Annotated in this window: 13 protein-coding genes and 1 other RNA gene; 5 read left to right on the top strand and 9 right to left on the bottom strand. The window is 47.6% G+C overall.

What is annotated here, in order from left to right:
- Positions 1 to 39 precede the first annotated feature (39 nt).
- From IT415_00670 to IT415_00640, 7 genes are all read right to left on the bottom strand, one after another.
- Entirely contained in the window at positions 40 to 2,889 is a 2,850-nt protein-coding gene (locus IT415_00670; protein MCC7543209.1) for a C40 family peptidase, read from the bottom strand.
- Positions 2,886 to 3,887: a phenylalanine--tRNA ligase subunit alpha gene (gene pheS, locus IT415_00665; GenBank protein MCC7543208.1), complete on the bottom strand. Its 1,002-nt coding sequence runs from the start codon at positions 3,885 to 3,887 to the stop codon at positions 2,886 to 2,888. The genes IT415_00670 and pheS overlap by 4 nt, the downstream gene beginning before the upstream one ends.
- Before the next feature lie 1,124 nt (positions 3,888 to 5,011).
- The gene (trpS, locus tag IT415_00660; protein MCC7543207.1) at positions 5,012 to 6,001 is read right to left on the bottom strand and encodes a tryptophan--tRNA ligase; all 990 of its coding nucleotides are present in this window, start codon (positions 5,999 to 6,001) and stop codon (positions 5,012 to 5,014) included.
- Between the two features lie 9 nt (positions 6,002 to 6,010).
- Positions 6,011 to 7,093 (bottom strand): DNA recombination protein RmuC, encoded by a 1,083-nt coding sequence (locus IT415_00655; GenBank protein ID MCC7543206.1) that lies wholly within the window; start codon positions 7,091 to 7,093, stop codon positions 6,011 to 6,013.
- Positions 7,094 to 7,111: 18 nt separating this feature from the next.
- The gene (locus IT415_00650) at positions 7,112 to 7,576 is read right to left on the bottom strand and encodes a hypothetical protein (GenBank protein MCC7543205.1); all 465 of its coding nucleotides are present in this window, start codon (positions 7,574 to 7,576) and stop codon (positions 7,112 to 7,114) included.
- Positions 7,573 to 10,458 carry an ATP-dependent helicase gene (locus IT415_00645; protein ID MCC7543204.1) on the bottom strand — a complete coding sequence of 962 codons (2,886 nt, stop codon included), beginning with the start codon at positions 10,456 to 10,458 and terminating at the stop codon, positions 7,573 to 7,575. The genes IT415_00650 and IT415_00645 overlap by 4 nt, the downstream gene beginning before the upstream one ends.
- Entirely contained in the window at positions 10,459 to 12,087 is a 1,629-nt protein-coding gene (locus tag IT415_00640; protein ID MCC7543203.1) for an arginine--tRNA ligase, read from the bottom strand. It abuts the gene before it with no gap.
- Between the two features lie 63 nt (positions 12,088 to 12,150).
- Between IT415_00640 and smpB the strand changes: the two genes are divergently transcribed.
- Both smpB and IT415_00630 read left to right on the top strand, forming a co-directional pair.
- On the top strand, positions 12,151 to 12,606 hold the full coding sequence (gene smpB / locus IT415_00635) for an SsrA-binding protein SmpB (protein MCC7543202.1): 456 nt from the start codon (positions 12,151 to 12,153) through the stop codon (positions 12,604 to 12,606).
- 97 nt (positions 12,607 to 12,703) lie between these two features.
- Positions 12,704 to 13,753: a fructose-bisphosphate aldolase class I gene (locus IT415_00630; GenBank protein MCC7543201.1), complete on the top strand. Its 1,050-nt coding sequence runs from the start codon at positions 12,704 to 12,706 to the stop codon at positions 13,751 to 13,753.
- A 328-nt stretch (positions 13,754 to 14,081) separates the two neighbouring features.
- Here the strand turns inward: IT415_00630 and IT415_00625 are convergent, their stop codons facing one another.
- Positions 14,082 to 14,435, bottom strand: a complete 354-nt coding sequence (locus IT415_00625; protein ID MCC7543200.1) for a transposase — start codon at positions 14,433 to 14,435, stop codon at positions 14,082 to 14,084.
- Between IT415_00625 and IT415_00620 the strand changes: the two genes are divergently transcribed.
- Positions 14,322 to 14,699 (top strand): hypothetical protein, encoded by a 378-nt coding sequence (locus IT415_00620; GenBank protein MCC7543199.1) that lies wholly within the window; start codon positions 14,322 to 14,324, stop codon positions 14,697 to 14,699. The genes IT415_00625 and IT415_00620 overlap by 114 nt on opposite strands.
- 26 nt (positions 14,700 to 14,725) lie before the next feature.
- On the opposite strand, the gene ssrA is transcribed toward IT415_00620, so the two are convergent.
- Positions 14,726 to 15,119, bottom strand: a transfer-messenger RNA (tmRNA) gene (gene ssrA, locus IT415_00615).
- Between the two features lie 102 nt (positions 15,120 to 15,221).
- Between ssrA and IT415_00610 the strand changes: the two genes are divergently transcribed.
- Both IT415_00610 and IT415_00605 read left to right on the top strand, forming a co-directional pair.
- Entirely contained in the window at positions 15,222 to 16,352 is a 1,131-nt protein-coding gene (locus tag IT415_00610; GenBank protein MCC7543198.1) for a glycosyltransferase, read from the top strand.
- A 52-nt stretch (positions 16,353 to 16,404) separates the two neighbouring features.
- Positions 16,405 to 17,511 carry a hypothetical protein gene (locus tag IT415_00605; GenBank protein MCC7543197.1) on the top strand — a complete coding sequence of 369 codons (1,107 nt, stop codon included), beginning with the start codon at positions 16,405 to 16,407 and terminating at the stop codon, positions 17,509 to 17,511.
- Positions 17,512 to 17,534: the final 23 nt, after the last annotated feature.

Raw genomic sequence — 17,534 nt, 5'->3', positions numbered from 1 at the left:
TAGTAGCACGCGCCAACTCACAAAAGCTAGGGTGGCGTACTATCGAACGCTGATTTTACCAGCTTGTTTCAGCTGGATCTGAAGACCCTTGACCGCCCGTTGCACCGACTTGTCAATTTGATCAAGGCTTGGTTGAGCACCAAGATCTAGCCACAGTCGCACGGTCACTACTCGTCTATCTGATTTTTGTAGCATGCTATCCGAATAATTTTCTCGATACTCCACCTGCCACACATGCTTATCCGACTGCAGTGCGCCTCGAATCTCCTGCCACCAAACACCCACCGGTACCTCAAGCGAGATATCACGTGTGACGAGCTGATAGGGCGGTAGTGCCCTAATCGGATACGGACGAGGACTTGATCCCAGTAGCTCAATAAGCACCTCTGCATACGCTAGATCAGCAGACAACGAGAAGCCTCGTCGTACTGAAGTGCGTAGCTGGCCAATCACACCAGCCCACTCCGAGCCGACGAACAAACCGGCGCTGCGCTGCGGCACATACACAGATAATCCTCTGATCGAGTCTGCGTCGTGCCTACCAGCCCGAAACGTCACCTGAGCCCGCATATCTGACAGCACGGAATGGAGCAATCCTTGAACGTTTTGAAGAGCTTGCTCGCCAGGCGCACTAATCGCCAGGCGCCAAGATTCTTTCGGCTGCTTGACAAGCCCTTGTGCCTCATACACACGTGAGATCTCGAATGCGCCAAGCGACGATGCACGCGCCGACTGCTTTGCCCAAAATCGTGCATGACTCGCTAGCATTGATGAACGTACGAACGCTTGCTCTGGAGAGCGTGGATTCGCTATCCGTAATACTTGAGATTCTGGTATTTGACTCAATTTTACATCCGCTTCGGAAATAAAGCTGTAGCTATTTATCTCGATTGCACCTTGGCGTACTAGGCCATGCCGAATCCGCATGTTCTCAACCTGTTGTGACTGAGCTGTGCCGGGCATAGGTGGCAATTGCGGTAGGCTTTCTGGCAATTTTTCATACCCCGCTAGCTTTGCCATTTCTTCGAAGATATCAGTCTCTGATGTAATGTCTGTTCGCCACCAGGGGACTTCGATCGCAATAATATGATTAAAGCTCGAAATATAGCGACGCGCACCGATGTAGCCAGGATTATCAACAAACTCAGACAGGGGAGAGATGATCACCCCTTGCTGTCGACGCTTCACCCACTTCCCATTGCGAAATTTATATATGGCTGCATGTATAACCTGGTTGTTGCCGAGATATATACCATTATGTCCGACACGTACCGGTGACTTGAGTACTACTTTCTGCTTCGAGCCATCTGGCAATGTCTTGTAATAGTGGTCGGTGTGAGAATTCTCAATTTTGCCCTCATAAAACACAACGTCACCAGGTCTTAATGCATCATTTGAGTCAACTTCTTCACCGTGATGTAGCTGACCTAAGGCAGTATGTCCGACGGCTACACCGAGCTTCGAATACAAACGATCTACCAGGTATGAGCAGTCAAAGGCTTCTTCACCATCCTGACGGAAATTTGCGCCCCATTTATACGGCTTACCAAGATGTGACTTCAGCTCGGCCGAGAGAGAAAAGTGATGCGCAGCAAATCCAAGTCTACGTAAACCTCTGACCATCTCCGCTTCCTTTAGCCGCATCCCCAAGTATTGTTCCGCACGGCGCAACCGAACTCCCAAGAAACGTCGCCACGGCCAGGCATGCAATTGGTCAAAAGGTCCTTCGATAATCTCTGCGCCACAAATGTCGATCAGCAAATCAAGTAAGCGCGCAAATGCGTAAGGCTGCAAGGGGAGTGGGAGATTGCGCTCAAAGCGAGCCGAGGCTTCCGTTCTAATACCATGTCGAATGGATGATCGGCGTACTAGAGTCTTATCCCAATGCGCTGCTTCGAGAATTATTTCTGTTGATGTGGCGTCAATTTGAGTCGATGCGCCACCAATCACGCCAGCCAGTCCGATCGGACCTGAATCATCACATACCACAAGATCCTGATCCATGAGCGTACGATGCACATCATCAAGTGTTGTAAGTTTTTCACCGCTCTTTGCAAAACGCACAGTAAGGGGACCGCGGACTTTATTCGCATCATAGGCATGGGATGGCTGTCCGGTTTCTAGCATCACAAAATTCGTAATATCGACGACTGGATTATGTGGCACAAATCCGTTCGCGAGCAAGTTATCCACAAGCCATGATGGTGTTTTGACATCGTTCTTTAATCGCAAGCGAGCACTGAGAAACCGCTTATTCTCTTCCCTAACCTTGACTTTCGCGACATCGGTGTCTTGATAAGTATATTCCCCTCGCTCTGGCAAAAGGAGCTGAATTGACTGATCATATGCAGACAGCTCACGTGCTATCCCCTCCCCGCTAAGGTAATCCCACCTGTTCGCAGGCGTCTTCACATCCAGGACGTCAGTCGAAAATACAATGTCGCACAATGATGTTCCAAGCGAGTGGGTTACTTCATCAAGCACGACGATTCCAGAATGGTCATCCGATATGCTTAATTCCTTGGCGCTAGCTAGCATTCCTGCGCTTTTCTCACCGCGAATGACTGCCTGGTCAATCTGCGTACCGTCCGGTAGCGTAGCTCCGGGTCGCACCCAGGCTACGCGCTGCCCGACTGCTACATTTGGAGCACCGCACACTACACGCGTTGGTCGCTTCGCACCATATTCTATATCTACTAGTCGTAGTCGATCTGCATTAGGATGCGGAAACACATCCAGAACTTTAGCTAAGATAATTTTTGGATCAAGCCTATTCGCATACAAAATTTCTTCGACTTCGATTTCTGTGCGCTCAATTAAACTCACCATTCTATCTGTAGATAGAGGTTTCTTGAAGTATCGATTGATTGTTTCGACAGCTATCTTCATACTTGTTTACTTATCAAGAGATTAGGTCGCCACAATACGCGTATATCTTGAAGACCATAACGAATAAAACTTAATCGATCAGCCCCAAACCCAAAAGCAAAGCCAGAGTACCTCTCTGGATCTATCCCCCCCTGACGTAATACCTCTGGATGCACCATACCCCCCCCACATAATTCAAGCCAGGATTCTTGATACCAGACATCTATCTCGACAGATGGCTCTGTATATGGGAAATAACTTGGCCTAAAACGAACTTTTGTCTGCGGACCAAACAACTCCTTCATGACATGCAAGAGTGTCCCCTTTAGATCGGCCATACTGACTCCTTCACCAACCACCAATCCCTCTACCTGATAAAAGCTCCAAATATGAGTTCTGTCCTCGTCTTCGTTACGGTACACCCTACCCGGCACAATGACCTTAAATGGCGGCTCATTTTGCTCCATATAGCGAATCTGGGAGGCAGACGTATGGGTGCGCGGCACAAGTGGCGGGTGCTTACCGTCACTCTCGATATAGAAAGTATCTTGCATCTCGCGCGCAGGATGATCCGCTGGCATATTCAGTACTTCGAAGTTGTACCAGTCAGTCTCAATCTCGGGACCATCAGCAACTGCAAACCCCAGCCGCAAGAAAATATCATAGATATCGGAGAGTATGGCTTGCGTTGGATGTATGTGCCCCGGCTCGACGATATGCAACTCCCCTGGCGCGGAGATATCGATTGAACTTAAGGCATCATCTACAGAGTCAATAAGCTTCTGTGTACGCAGCTCGATGGCCAGCTCTAGGTCTGCCCTCAGCTGATTAGCCAACGCCCCGATTTCTTTGCGCTCTCGCATTGGCAAGTCAGGCAATTGCGATAATATACTAGCCAATTCACTCTTCTTGCCCAGTAACTGGACTCGCGCTTTTTCAAGCGCTTCTACAGAATCAGCACTCGCTATCATTTTTTTAGCAGCTGTAGATAGACTCTCCAGCTTCTTATGTAGTCTCATCATAATTATTTAGTCCGAAAGTATATCTCAATTATAGCAAGAGTAAGGAGAAAAAGTACTACATCGCCTGCGCTCAAGGCTCGCAGGCTTTGCATAGCTAATGCTATGACCAAAAAAAGACTAATAATAAAACTACTTCTTAGTATCACGCGCAGCCGCTCGAGTCTATACTGAGACTCTACCTTGCGAACCCGCAATACGTAACGAATCAGAGTAAGTACTGCAACTAAGGCGCAAAAAAGACTGACAAACCAAGCCGTCACGCCAACGCCACCAATGTCTCTAGGCGATATAGCAAAGAAAAAGAATAATGTGACGCTCATCCCGAGCAACCCAATAAGTACTAGTACTGACAATAGCAATACCAACCGATTCATTTCTGCAAGTCGCATAGTCATATTATGGCACGGTTCATCGACCTTTTGTACTGAGTACAATGTAGTGATCATTGAACTATTTTATTAATACTGTCATTTTTGCTTTCCATTTGAGTATATATTTTATTCTTTTAATGCTTAAGTATGCTATTCGCTCACGCGCATGTCCATAAACAAAAAACCGCCTTGCGGCGGGTTCGATATTAGTATGCGTGAATAAACATAAATGGTTACGGGGCAGCTACATCTGCCCTAAAAAGATACGAATCTATATGGCACGTGCTGCCCCGAGGGGCTTTTCTAAGTTTACACCTAGAAAAACGGTCGCGTCTCTATACTCCACTGAAGGTACGATACGTTGTGGGGTATTTTGTCGCTGCTTCCCTACCATCCGTACGGATGTAGATCCTGTATGAAAAGATCGCTACGGGGAGTCATCTTTTGTGAGGATACTTACTATCCAGCGGGTGGTATGTGGCTCTCTTGCGAGTGCCTTCTGAGGTTTCCCTCGAACAGTAGGGGAAACCCGACCCGAGACAAGGGGGGTGTCTGCAGGTCGGAGTTGCCCTACTGTATACAAAACATCGCTTTTTACGAGTTCAAGCGATAAAAAGAAATTTGCGGAAAGCTTGTTTTTGTTTTTGTTTTGAATGAACTAACTTGTGTACAGTATAGCAAAGTACTTATGCTTTGTCAATATTTTTGACTAATTTTAGACACTCTACTCTGTTGATATGCGAGTATTTTTTACAACAATCCCAGTGATCGCTTCACCTGATCAAGCTTCTTATCGGCGACCGCTCGAGCTCGAGCAGCACCTTTTTCACTTACACCCAGTAGCAGCCGTTCATTTGCTCGTAAATCACTGTATTTCTCCTGAAGCGGCAATAGGGCGTTACAAATAGCATTTGCCACACCCTGCTTCAGTACGCCATACTGACTGCCTGAATACTTATGGAGCACTTCCTCAATACTCAGACCCGTAAGCTCACTCTCTATTCCCAACAGATTACTAACGCCTGGCTGGGCCGCAAGATCATACGACACATGGCCCAGTGAATCTGTTACGGCCCGACTCACCTTACGCCTTATCGACTCTTCTGTATCAAGCAAATAGACGCATCCATCCCCCGCCTCACTTTTACTCATTTTCTTCGTTGGATCATCGAGCATCATAACGCGCGACGCAGCATTCGGCTTTGAGAACGTAGGAATGCGAAACAGATTGCCTCCATACAGATTGTTCATACGTTCTGCAATGTCTCTTGTCAGCTCAACATGCTGAGTCTGATCGTCGCCCACAGGCACCTCATCTGCATCATATAGCAAGATATCAGCCGCCATCAAAACAGGGTAGTCAAATAGAGCCACAAGCTGACCAGCAGCACCAGATTTTGCAGCCTTATCCTTATACTGCGTCATACGAGAAAGCTCGCCCATGGTGGTGTAGTTATTTAGGATCCACCCAAGCTCAGCGTGAGCCGATACCTGCGACTGTACAAAGATAGGGTTAGTCTCAGCATCAATACCCAAAGCCAATAGCCATGCCAGAAGATCCAGACTACGACTTCGGAGTAACTCCGGGTCTTGTCGAGCATTTAGGGCATGAAGGTCAGCTATAAAGAAGAATACTTCGTGATTCGACCCCTGATATTTTGGCCATTGCTTCATAGCCCCCAGATAGCTCCCAAGATGGGCGTCTCCAGACGGTTTGATACCAGATAAAATGCGTTTCATATAGCTCGTCTAATCATCTAACCTAGGCTTATCAACTAGCTGCGGGTCTACAGTGGGTGTTTTCTGCGCAATCTTGGCAACATCCGTGTCTACTTTTCGGAATTCCTTGTAAGCGTTATTGTAGTGGTTTACCGTTGTCCCTAATGAATTACCCAGTTTTTGCAAGAAACTTTCATACGACAAAACATGGCGCCCAAGCTTACCTACTCTCTCTTGGATTTCCCGGGCCTGCTCCTCGATCTGCAGAGATCTCAGTCCTTGCATCACGGTCTGTAGGTAGGCCATAAATGACGTCGGCGAAACAATGATCACGTGCTTATCTCGAAACGCGTATTCGATCAGATCGCGTGAAGTTGTCTGAGTGGCGCCCACTTGATTCACGAGTAGATCATAGTAAATGGCTTCAGACGGGATAAACATAAATGCAAAGTCCATCGTCCCCTCGCTTGGACGAATGTATTTTGCAGTCTCATCAATCCTCCCCTTCAGATCCTGCTTGAATTGTTTAACCAACTGATCTCGCTCAACACCTACGGTTTTATCCACGAGGCGATTGTAATTCTCGAGACTAAATTTTGAGTCGACAGGAAGAATTCTCCCTTTATCAAGCAGAATGACGGCATCTACAATCGCTCCGTCCTTAAATGCATATTGAAGTTTATATTGCTGCGGCGCCAGCACATTTTCCAGGACTTGCGCAAGATAATACTCCCCGAGCACACCTCGCTGCTTCGGGTTTTGTAGTACAGTCTGCAAAGTTTTTAGTTCTGATGTAATGTCTACAACGCGGCGATTAGTTTCATCAAGTTTAGTGAGGCGCTCAGTTACGTCTTTGATAATCTCTGACGACTGCCTCATTTGAGCGTGTACATTCGCTTGTAATGTCTGGTTATTGCGATCAATGCGTTCATTCAGCTGGGCGTGGGATTGCGAAAGTAGCTGATGGAGTCCCTGCAAATCTTGCTTTAAAAGGGATGTCATAGGCTCATCCAGCCCATCCCCACCTGATCGAGGCCGTAGCAGCGCCCAAAGGTTTATTCCCACGAGCGCACACAGCAGTGCAACCCCAATTATTACCAACACTTCAGTCATATGTATCTAGTCTACCATTTAATCAATCATGTAGCGAACAAACAGCGTATCACGAATCATACCGTGCTTACGTAATACGTCGAGCCATGATGTTTTAAGCCATTTTTGTTGTAGATGATACAACTTCTCTTGTCCACGCTCCGCAAATTCTTTGCGAATTACTCCACCGCTGTGAGGATGTCGCTGCTTTTGCTGCAATGGAGAATTAAACCCATGCGCATAGTGCGTCATCTCATGAAAGATAGTTGCCCGTATAACCATTTCGGGGACTTCTAGGTCCTGAAATAATCGGTTAACCCGAATAATACTCGTCAATCGATCATGCGGATCAAGCGAAATCGAGCCCAATCTACGCTTAGCTCGCTTGCCCCAGATTATTCTCACTTCATTCTCTTGGGGCACGTCCGAAAAGTGCTCATACCAGATATCGGCCAGAAGATTTTCAAGCCATTCTTGATCACGGTAGGTCTCGACTATCCTCATGCAATGCCCTCCATCTCAAGATTCGTGAGGTTCCCTTTTTTGGGATAGTGTGCAGCACGTATACCTTCTGCCACTTCTTGAATTCGAGCTCGAGTCTTCACATGATTGAGCTTATCTCGAGTAGCAACAATGCCCGAATCGACAAAATGTAAACTAATCAACGAGAGCGGCTTCTCTGGCTGCTCCATACTCCAGGCCAACGCGTATATCTGCATTGGCACAGAATCTCGTACACGATTCTGTGCCGCCTTCTGATCGTTTACTGACGACGTCTTGAAGTCGCGAATCTCTATGCCGTTTTGATTCTGCAGTATCAGGTCATAGCGACCCCGAACCCTGACTTTATATTCTTCAAAGTCCACCTGAAACGCGCGCTCAACATCGACAATTTGCAGATCCGTTGCTTCAAACGACTGCCATGTTTTCCGAAGCGTGTCCTCAGCCGCCTGCATCCGCTCTTGCTCGTGTCGCAACGACACAAACCCATTGTGGCTCCAGCTATCACGCAATACTAAAAGTAACTCTTCAAAGCTAACTTTTTTACCTTGCATACGCTGTCGAAGATACACCTCGAGAGCTGCGTGAATTGACGTGCCGTACACCATACGATGTGATTGTTTTTCGGGGAATCGCAGTACGTGGCGAACGTAAAAATATTGAGGGTTAGTCAGGTAGTCATTAATCTGATTTGGAGTGAGAGTCAGCCAGCCATCCTTCTCTGGAAATGTGAGCTTACCGGGTTCCGTTACACTACCATCAAACTGATGAATCATCGCTGTACTCAATTCTACTTTGCGAGACGCTTTTGGCTGTATATCGTAACCAAAAGCCTCAAGCAGAAAACGAGATGGCTTCTTAAGCCGCCTTCCTCCATGATTGCACGAGTAAGTTACAAACAATTCCTGTTTAGCACGTGTCACCGCAACATAAAACAATCGTCGCTCTTCACTCAGATGTACTTGCCCAATAGACACCCCCTTATCAAGAGACATTTGTTGTGGTAAATACAACGATTCTCCTTTGCGAGTAGCAGGAAAGGTGCCTTCAACTAGATCAAAGAGCACAACCCGATCAAACTCTAACCCCTTAGAACGGTGTGCGGTAAGGACATGCACCCCTTCGATCTGCTCGGATTCATCTGGATCAGTGAGAACTTCTAGATCATACATTTCCCGAATATGCAGCCACAGATCGTGAGAGCTCTGCATACCCTCAACAGCCTCTAGCTCTGATATCAAATTAAAGAATCGTGCCAGACTCTGAATGTCACGAGCACTATGTGCATCATCCTCGGCGCGCGCAATAAGTCGCTCAAGGTATCCATCGCTCGTTACAAACTCATAAAGTAGCTCACCAACTGAGATCTCTCGTACCCGCTGACGATAGGCCTGAATACGTTCTAGCTGTGCGTACACATATGCCACCTCGGATCCACACTCACGTATTCTTTGGGCTAAGCTTTTGTGTTCACGCTTAGCTTCAGCAGACAAGGATATGATGACCTCCGCGTCCGCAGCAACCCGTGGGCTCAACAAGAAACGATATAGTGCAGCTGAATCAGTTTCGTCGTGCAGTACACACAAAAAATCTATACACTGTCGAACTATGGGTTGCAAAAGTAAGTTGCGAGCAATCTGTGTTGCGACTGGCACAGCCTTCTGCTGCAATGCCCGAATTATCGTCTCTGCCTGCTGGTTATTGCGAGTCAACACAGCCACGCTTGAGGCTCCGTAGCGAGACGCACCCTCCAAGACAAGCTGAACTACGCGATCAACCTCAGACCTAATGTCGCCTAACTCCTCAATGGCGACTGCCCTGCCCTGACTTTGAGCATGCAGGCGCTTATCAATTTGTAGCTTGGTCTCTAGCCGAGCCGGATTATTATGCTGGATAAGCTCATAACTAGCATCGATGATTTGCTGTGTTGATCGATAATTCTCTATCAACACTATCTGCTTGGCACTCGGGAAAAAATCATGAAAGGACAGTATGTTGTCGAGCTCAGCGCCGCGGAAACGATAGATTGACTGATCGTCATCACCAACAACCATAAGATTTTGATGTTTTTTAGACAACAAATATAGAAGTTTTGCTTGTATCGTATTGGTATCCTGGAACTCATCTACCAGGATAAATTTGTACTGTTTCTGTATTTGCTCGAGTATGTGTTGTTTTTTTGACAACAAAACATACGGCAGCATGAGCTGATCACCAAAGTCGAGAAAACCCTCAGCAAGCTTGCGCCGCTCGTAGTGCCCATATACGTCTGCAAGCTCTTGGTATTTCACTTGGTCAAATAGATCCTTGGCAGCATCAGGTAGGTCAGCAATCTGGCCGCGCAAGTCTTCGGGGCCAATGCCCTCATCCTTGAGTCGTGAAATGTACCTCAGTATTGCTTCGGTGTACATGGTCGGATTGTGGGCAGGACGAAAGTACTGTAGCTCCTCCATGTTTTCGAGCGTGTCATGAAGCAAGATATGCTGCTGCACGGGACTCGCCAGTCTAGCTTTGAGATTAATCTGCAAATCCAGAGCGTAATCACGCAAGAGCATTCCACCGAGCGCGTGAAAAGTCATTATATTCGTCTCAACGACACCGTATGGGAGCAACTCGTCGACACGATCCTGCATCTCTTGAGCTGCCTTGTCAGTAAACGTCAAAGCGAGTATTTCTTCTGGGAGTGCTTGGCCGGATTGAATGAGATAAGCAATGCGATTCGTTATTACCTTGGTCTTTCCTGTCCCCGCACCAGCTATAACAAGTACTGGGCCTGTACTGTGTAGTACCGCCTCCTGCTGCGCTGGGTTAAGCCCATCAATAAGGTGCTGTAACTCTTTCTTAAGACGCGGTGAAAACACCTTCTCCTCCTCCTGCTGCTGCATTTATTCCATCCGTTCTTGAGGTGTCACGCCAATTAGCTTAAGGATACCCTGAATTGCAATATATACATGACCTATCAATACGAGTCTCACAGCTCGTTCATCGCCTGAAGCCTTCAATATGGGGTTACGCTCATACCAGTCATGAAAAAGCCCCGCGAAATCAACCAGCGCGTGCAAGACGGAATGCACCTGTTGGGTGTGAACTGCTCGTCCAATCAGCCGCTGCAGCTCCACCAACTGACGCACGAGTGCTCGATCCAAATCAGACTTAGGAATGCAGCTAACTGCTTCATCTATCAGCACCCCGTCATCCTTTGCCTTCTTCAATACACTCCCCATACGCACATAGGCGTACATCACATAGTACAAGGGGTTGTGCTTGTTCTGAGCAGATACCAGATCGAGATCGAGATCAAAGTGCGTATTCGGATCACGCAAGGCAAAGAAGAAGCGTGCAGTATCTACTGGTACAACATCGAGAAATTCGTCGAGTAGAATAAAGTTCCCTCGACGCTTGCTCATCTTAAATTCTTCCCCATCCTTGATCAGGCGCACTGCTTGCGTCCAAAGTGGCACAAAGCCCTGTACGCCAAGCAGTTGAAGTGCTGCAGCCAGCCGCTTCTCCTGGCCGTGGTGGTCAGGCCCGACGATCGTAATCGCACGATCAAAGCCCCGCTCAACCAGCTTCCCATATTGATACGAAATGTCTTTGAGGAAATAGGTTTCTTGATTATCGGTAGATCGTACGAGCACCTCATCTTTATCAAGCCCAGCTTTCTCACCGCTAAACCATACAGCTCCATCCTTATGAACGACTGCCCCCGCCACTTCAAGCCGCTGAATAGTGTCTGTATTATTGAGAATCGATTCTGGATACACTTCGTCAAAAGGAATACCAAGCCGCTTGAGAGTTGGCTGGATATATTCTGCAAAAATGAGTTTTTGCGCCTGGTCGCCAAGCTCTGCTGGACTTAGTGCTTGTACAGCATCTGCAGAACCATAGATGCCAACCATCCGCTCGGCCAGCTCATCGATATATGGACCACGATACAACTCCTCGCTGACTTCAGCAGCAAACTCCATGCCCGTTGCCTGTTGCACAGCTCGGCCCAGTTGAGCTATCTGATTACCGCCATCATTCAAATAATACTCGCGCACCACTTCATACCCCTGACTCTCGTAGAGGCGCGCCAACACATCGCCGTAGAAGCCGTTCCAAGCATTCACAAGTACCAATGGTCCAGTTGGATTAGCAGATACAAACTCAATATTCACGCGCGTACCCTTGCCGTGCTCAGTCCGGAAGAAGTCCCCGTCGAGCTGCTCGATAAACTGAGCCCATACTTCGCTACTGAGGCTAATATTTAAGAACCCGGGGCCAGCCACCTCAACTGAATCGATGTTTGGATGGTCCTGTAGATAGGAAGTAAGTCGCTCTGCTATCTCGCGAGGTGCCATCTTGAGTGATTTCGCTTGCCGCATAGCCAGATTGCTAGCAAAATCACCATACGAGATATCACAGAACTCCAATGAGTCGACAGCCTCGTCTACTTCAAGATCACCAAAGCCTGCCGCCTGATAGGCTGCATACAATACTCCCCCCACCTGCATCAGTATATCCACCTGCATTGTTTTCTTATTATAAGGAGTGTGTATAGATGAAAGCAAACCCGTATCAGGTATAATGTCAGCATGAAAGTAATCGCTCTCAACCGACGCGCGAAACACGACTACGAAATCATCGAAAGATTTGAAGCCGGCTTAGTGCTGGCCGGCCACGAGGTGAAGAGCATCAAGCAAGGCCACGTAAGCCTGAAAGGCAGCTTTATTCATCTCCGGAATAATGAAGCTTACCTCGAGAACTGCCATATACGTCGCTATACCCTAGCCACCCAGCTCGCAAACTATGAGCCCACTCAATCACGTAAACTCCTCTTAAATCGCAAAGAATTAGATATCCTACAAATAGCAAAGCGCGCCGAAGGTATGGCCATCGTCCCAACTGCGATCGGTGTCACCCGCGGACTCGTCAAGCTCGAGATCGCAATAGGTCGCGGTCGCAAGCGCTATGACAAACGTCAAGCTGCACGAGCTAAAGCCATGCAAAACGATGCTTCTCTCGAGGCAAAGGCACGGCTCAAGCGCTGAATAATCATGCTATAGCATATGTATTGTGCAATAAAGCATTTGACGCTACTAAAGCATAGCCGGTATCATACATGTAGACATACCTTAAGGAGAACGTATGAAGGAATCACTCAATGATATCGCTCGTGCACTCGTAGCCCTTCATAAGGGTCTACTTGCAGCCGATGAAAGCACAAAGAGTGCAGCCAAGCGCTTTGAAGCACTCGGCATCCCCTGCGATGAAGAGACTCGTCGTCAGTATAGACAGCTACTTATTACAACGCCCGGCATTGAGCAATATTTGTCCGGTGTTATTTTCTACGACGAAACCATTCGTCAGCAGACCGATGATGGGGTGTTATTTCCAAAATACCTAGAGTCGCACAATATCATCCCGGGCATCAAAGTCGACAAGGGCCTCGTCCCGCTCGATAATTTTAAAGACGAGACAATCACCGAGGGCCTTGACGGTCTTGCCGACCGACTAAAAGAATACTACTCGCTCGGCGCTCGCTTCGCGAAGTGGCGAGCTGCCTTTAAGGTCGATGCAGCCGCTCACCTTCCTTCAAAGGGCGCATTGCATGCCAACCTGCATACCATGGCCCGCTATGCAGCAATGTGTCAGACTGTGGGTATCGTGCCTATTGTCGAGCCAGAGGTACTCTATGAGGGCTCTCACACTATTACTGAAGCCAAGGAAGCTACCCGGGCAGCGATCGGGCTCCTGATGGCTATGCTACAAGCATATCGGGTAGATCTCACCGGCACCATCCTGAAGACAAGCATGGTATTAGCTGGCAAGCAGACTGATACTCCATCAAAGCCCGAGGAAGTTGCCCAAGCAACCTTAGAAGTACTACATGCAGCAGTACCAAAGGAACTCGCTGGGATTGTTTTCCTTTCGGGCGGTCAGACCCCTGAACAGGTTCGAAACAACCTTCAAGCAGTGGGCGCTCGTGGCGAACAGCCATGGCCGATCACCTTCTCATTCTCTCGGGCCGTACAGGACCCAGCTATGCAGGCATGGGCCGGCAAGGCCGAGAACGTCAAAAACGCCCAAGAAATTTACCTTGGCCTAACGCGCGATAATGCCCAGGCTCGACATGGCGAGTACGGCGGTAATGGCACAGTGGCCGGCGATTTTGTCAGCCAAACGCAAGATGCTTAAGCATACTTGAAAATCATCGAAAATATTTTTTAAAAAAGTTGTGGTTATCCACAGCTTTTTTGTTGACAGAAGGTATTGAAGAACAGTATTATCTAATTGTGCTGCTGCACACATATATTACTCAAAAACAAACACAGAACTAAAAATTCCAGGTTAGAACGGTCCCCACAACCCTCTAACCTGGTTTTTATTTTGGGCGTCTTCCCAACATATAGCAATCCCAAAACCAAATGTCTCAAAACAAGTATTGAAACTGGCGTGAGGCGACGAAGTCGCTGAACGCTTGTTCTGTTTATTCGAATGTTTCGTGCTAGATATTTGCAATGGACTACTTAGCAGTATTCCAAACATGTTCAATAGGGTTCTCATCTGGCGCATAAGGTGGCATAGCAATGAGATGGACTCGCTCAAGTAATCCACCATTCTTCAGTTGTTCTCGTATCTTTAAGCTTTTGTGGAATGGGGCATTGTCCCAGACAATACAGATCTTCTTGTGTGGGTATGCTTTTAGGAATTGCTGTGTTGCAACGAGCACCTCGTCACTGTTTTGCCAAGGCATCTCGTAGAGATGGCGGGCAAACGTCTTTTGGTTCAGGAAACCAATGTAGCTTTGGCTTTGCTTCTTGCGGTTAACCTTAACTACTGTACGCTGTCCTTTTTTGAGCCAAGCCTTTCGGTTGATGGCGTCATTGTAACCAGTAAATTCACAGGTATTGAGCCTAATACCGACGACCTAAAGAAGGTGAAATGTATGACTAATCTACCAGTATTGATTGGTTCTGGTATGACTTCAGAGAACATCAGCACATTCTTCGATCTAGCAGACTACTTTATTGTAGGCTCAGACTTCCGAACCGATGGTAAATTCTTAGCCGAAATGGAATATGATAGGCTCGAAAGATTTGTTAATAAGTTTCATAATCTGAAAACAAAAAACCAGGCGTAGTAACCTGGTTTTAAGCATAATAAGTATGGTGGAGCTGGAGGGAATCGCACCCTCGTCCAGAATGTGATCAATATACCATCTACAAGCGTAGCTCGCTTAGAGATTTTTTTAGAAAAGAACGATTCAAAACGAGCCAAAGCACGTCCCCTTCCCGGCGCATAAAGGCTTAGTGAATTGCGTACGTCGGCGCACATCTCACGCAACCAACAGAATATGGCACTTCAAGCTCTAGTTGGCGTCGAGCTGTCAGCGGCTTTTACGTATTAAGCAAAAGCTGGTGCTGCGAACGCGTCAGCATAAACTGAGCGTACGCGGCTAACAAGAGAGTTCTCACTTGTTGGAATGAGACGGATAACGTTCATCTCAACCCGGCTTGCCAGTATATCTTTCAAGGTCACTCTGTCGAAGCTAGTCAGCCCCGAGAGCATTATAATAGCATTTTTTGAGATATATTTCTAGATCAACACTAGGCCAATCGCTCGCATCCAGGTAGAATATTTGGGAAGGCTAACTTAATCAATTATGAAAAAACACACTCCTGATACTATTTTGATCTTGTCATCAAATTTCGGACAGGGACATATGGCAACCGCGCGAGCCCTGAAGTCTGCAGCAGAATCTCACCCTGAGCTCAACTTCAAAATTGAAGTGGTAGATTTTAGTGACGAAGTAAGTAGTATCTTCAATACTGCATCTAAACGAATATACGAGATCAACGCCAAGCATACCCCGCTCATACATAAATGGATCTACACCTCTACCGACAAGAGCCATCTTCCGATTCGACTTATCAATGCACTCAACTATCCTATCCGCCGCAAGGCCCTCGTCAACCTCATTGCCGATCATGACCCAGCACTGGTCATTTCTAACTATCCGATCTGGCAATACATCGCCTATTCGATTACAAAAGAATATTTTGACGTAGAATTTGCAACGCTCATCACCGACTCAATCTCCGTACATACCGCATGGACTCAACCAGATAGCGATTTTTACCTCGTCGCCAATGAGCCAACTGCTGCGAGCCTCCACAAGCTTGGCGTTGCAAACAAGAAAATCTTCCCGCTCGGCTACCCAGTACACGAAGCCTTCACGCGCCCCGCCGACACAAGTATTTTTAAAGAACTGGACATCAAAAAATCAGATCAAATCATTACCATAAGCGCTTCGTCATTACGAGCTGGTTACGTCAAGCGTCTGGTACGGGCCCTAGCCCCTATTCGCGATGTAACGTTTGTACTCGTGACCGGTCGAGATGAAGATCTACATGACGCGCTCAGCGATGACGCATTCATACTACCTGAAAATTTTCGACTCATTGGCTGGACGGACAAACTCTACGAGCTCATCAAGAACTCAGCACTCGTCATTACTAAAGCTGGCGGGTCGACCGTGATGGAGTGTATTGCCGCAAAGAAGCCAATGATCATCAATAAAGTAATCCCAGGGCAAGAAGAAGGCAATGCAGAGCTCGTCGAGCGCTTTAAGCTCGGAGTAGTCGCTGACAAGCCCCGAGACATCGCCAGTGCAGCCATTTCAATACTTACTGATGCCAATAAATACGTATCTCGCCTCGAAAAAGTTGCGCGGCCCGATGCGTCATTGCACATCCTGCGATACCTCAGGGGTCGCCTAGACTCGCACCAATAAAGACAGCCTAATAGTGCTTACGTTTTCTTGTGCTATCGGGTAGTATAGAGCTATGGAACGTCTACATATTCCCGCGAGCGATGTGCATCATGGGCACCATAGCGAAGCACTCAATGATCAGCCACAGACTGGGTCACACGATTCTGCTGACAGCCAGCCAGGGCTTGCTATGCAGCTTCCTGACACCCACCCCGCAGCCAAACTTGATCTCGATGTCTCTGAGGCAATCACAGAAATACGCCGTGATTATCTCCACGAATATTATGTATTAGTTGCCCCCAAGCGTAAAAACAGACCGTATGACGCTGCAAGCCATGACCATCCAATGGTCGAGTCGGCCGATTCTCCTCGCTTAGACCTACAAACCTCAGTACTAGAAATACCGTCAAAATCGGGCAATATACCGTGGGATGTAAAGGTTGTCGAGAACAAATACCCAGCCCTCACACTTGATAACCCGCACGCGTATGGCAAACAAGAACTCGTGATCGATACCCCACTCTCAAATGTGCCATTCGGCAGGCTCGACAGCACACAGGTAGGCGTAGTCTTGCAGGCCTATCGAGAGCGTAGTCGCGATATCAAGCACAATAGGCACATCGCCTACGTTTCGATCTTCCGCAATGACGGCTATGAAGCCGGGGCATCATTGGCGCACGCACACAGTCAGATAATTGCGCTCCCGATTGTACCGCCAAACATTATCCGCGAAGCCGAAGCCTGCGCAAATTACTATGACAAATACCAGCGCGATCCATTTGAAGCCATTATTTTGTTCGAGAAGCAGGAAAACAAACGACTTATTGCCGAAAATGAGGACTGGATCGCATTCTGTCCATATGCATCACAGTGGCAAATGGAGACCTGGCTTTTACCAAAACGAGCAATAAGTATACTCGATGACTGCGATAACCAGCTACTCTCAAGCGCAGCCGAGATACTTGCGCCGATTACAAAGGCACTGACGGACACTTCTATAAGTTATAACCTCATCGTTGATCAAGGCATCCATCCGAATCAAAGACTCACGCTCAAAATATGTGGGCGCAATGTAGTATCTCCTTGGGGTGGCCTAGAGGTTGGTACCGGTATGATCGTCAATGTCATACCTCCTGAATCCGCTGCACGATGGTATAGGCAGCAAAACCCAGCCAAATAATGATTATGCTTGTTTGTTCGATT

The organism is bacterium, assembly GCA_020854115.1.
In the GTDB taxonomy this organism is placed as follows: domain Bacteria; phylum Patescibacteriota; class Saccharimonadia; order CAILAD01.
Note: the sequence above shows the minus strand (reverse complement) of the source record. Positions and strands in the feature narration are given on the sequence as shown.

Bases quoted from the DNA above. Each gene is read 5' to 3' on its own strand.
- IT415_00670 (MCC7543209.1), bottom strand. From the start codon at position 2,889: ATGAAGATAGCTGTCGAAACAATCAATCGATACTTCAAGAAACCTCTA.
- pheS (MCC7543208.1), bottom strand. From the start codon at position 3,887: ATGAGACTACATAAGAAGCTGGAGAGTCTATCTACAGCTGCTAAAAAA.
- trpS (MCC7543207.1), bottom strand. From the start codon at position 6,001: ATGAAACGCATTTTATCTGGTATCAAACCGTCTGGAGACGCCCATCTT.
- IT415_00655 (MCC7543206.1), bottom strand. From the start codon at position 7,093: ATGACTGAAGTGTTGGTAATAATTGGGGTTGCACTGCTGTGTGCGCTC.
- IT415_00650 (MCC7543205.1), bottom strand. From the start codon at position 7,576: ATGAGGATAGTCGAGACCTACCGTGATCAAGAATGGCTTGAAAATCTT.
- IT415_00645 (MCC7543204.1), bottom strand. From the start codon at position 10,458: ATGCAGCAGCAGGAGGAGGAGAAGGTGTTTTCACCGCGTCTTAAGAAA.
- IT415_00640 (MCC7543203.1), bottom strand. From the start codon at position 12,087: ATGCAGGTGGATATACTGATGCAGGTGGGGGGAGTATTGTATGCAGCC.
- smpB (MCC7543202.1), top strand. From the start codon at position 12,151: ATGAAAGTAATCGCTCTCAACCGACGCGCGAAACACGACTACGAAATC.
- IT415_00630 (MCC7543201.1), top strand. From the start codon at position 12,704: ATGAAGGAATCACTCAATGATATCGCTCGTGCACTCGTAGCCCTTCAT.
- IT415_00620 (MCC7543199.1), top strand. From the start codon at position 14,322: ATGGCGGGCAAACGTCTTTTGGTTCAGGAAACCAATGTAGCTTTGGCT.
- IT415_00610 (MCC7543198.1), top strand. From the start codon at position 15,222: ATGAAAAAACACACTCCTGATACTATTTTGATCTTGTCATCAAATTTC.
- IT415_00605 (MCC7543197.1), top strand. From the start codon at position 16,405: ATGGAACGTCTACATATTCCCGCGAGCGATGTGCATCATGGGCACCAT.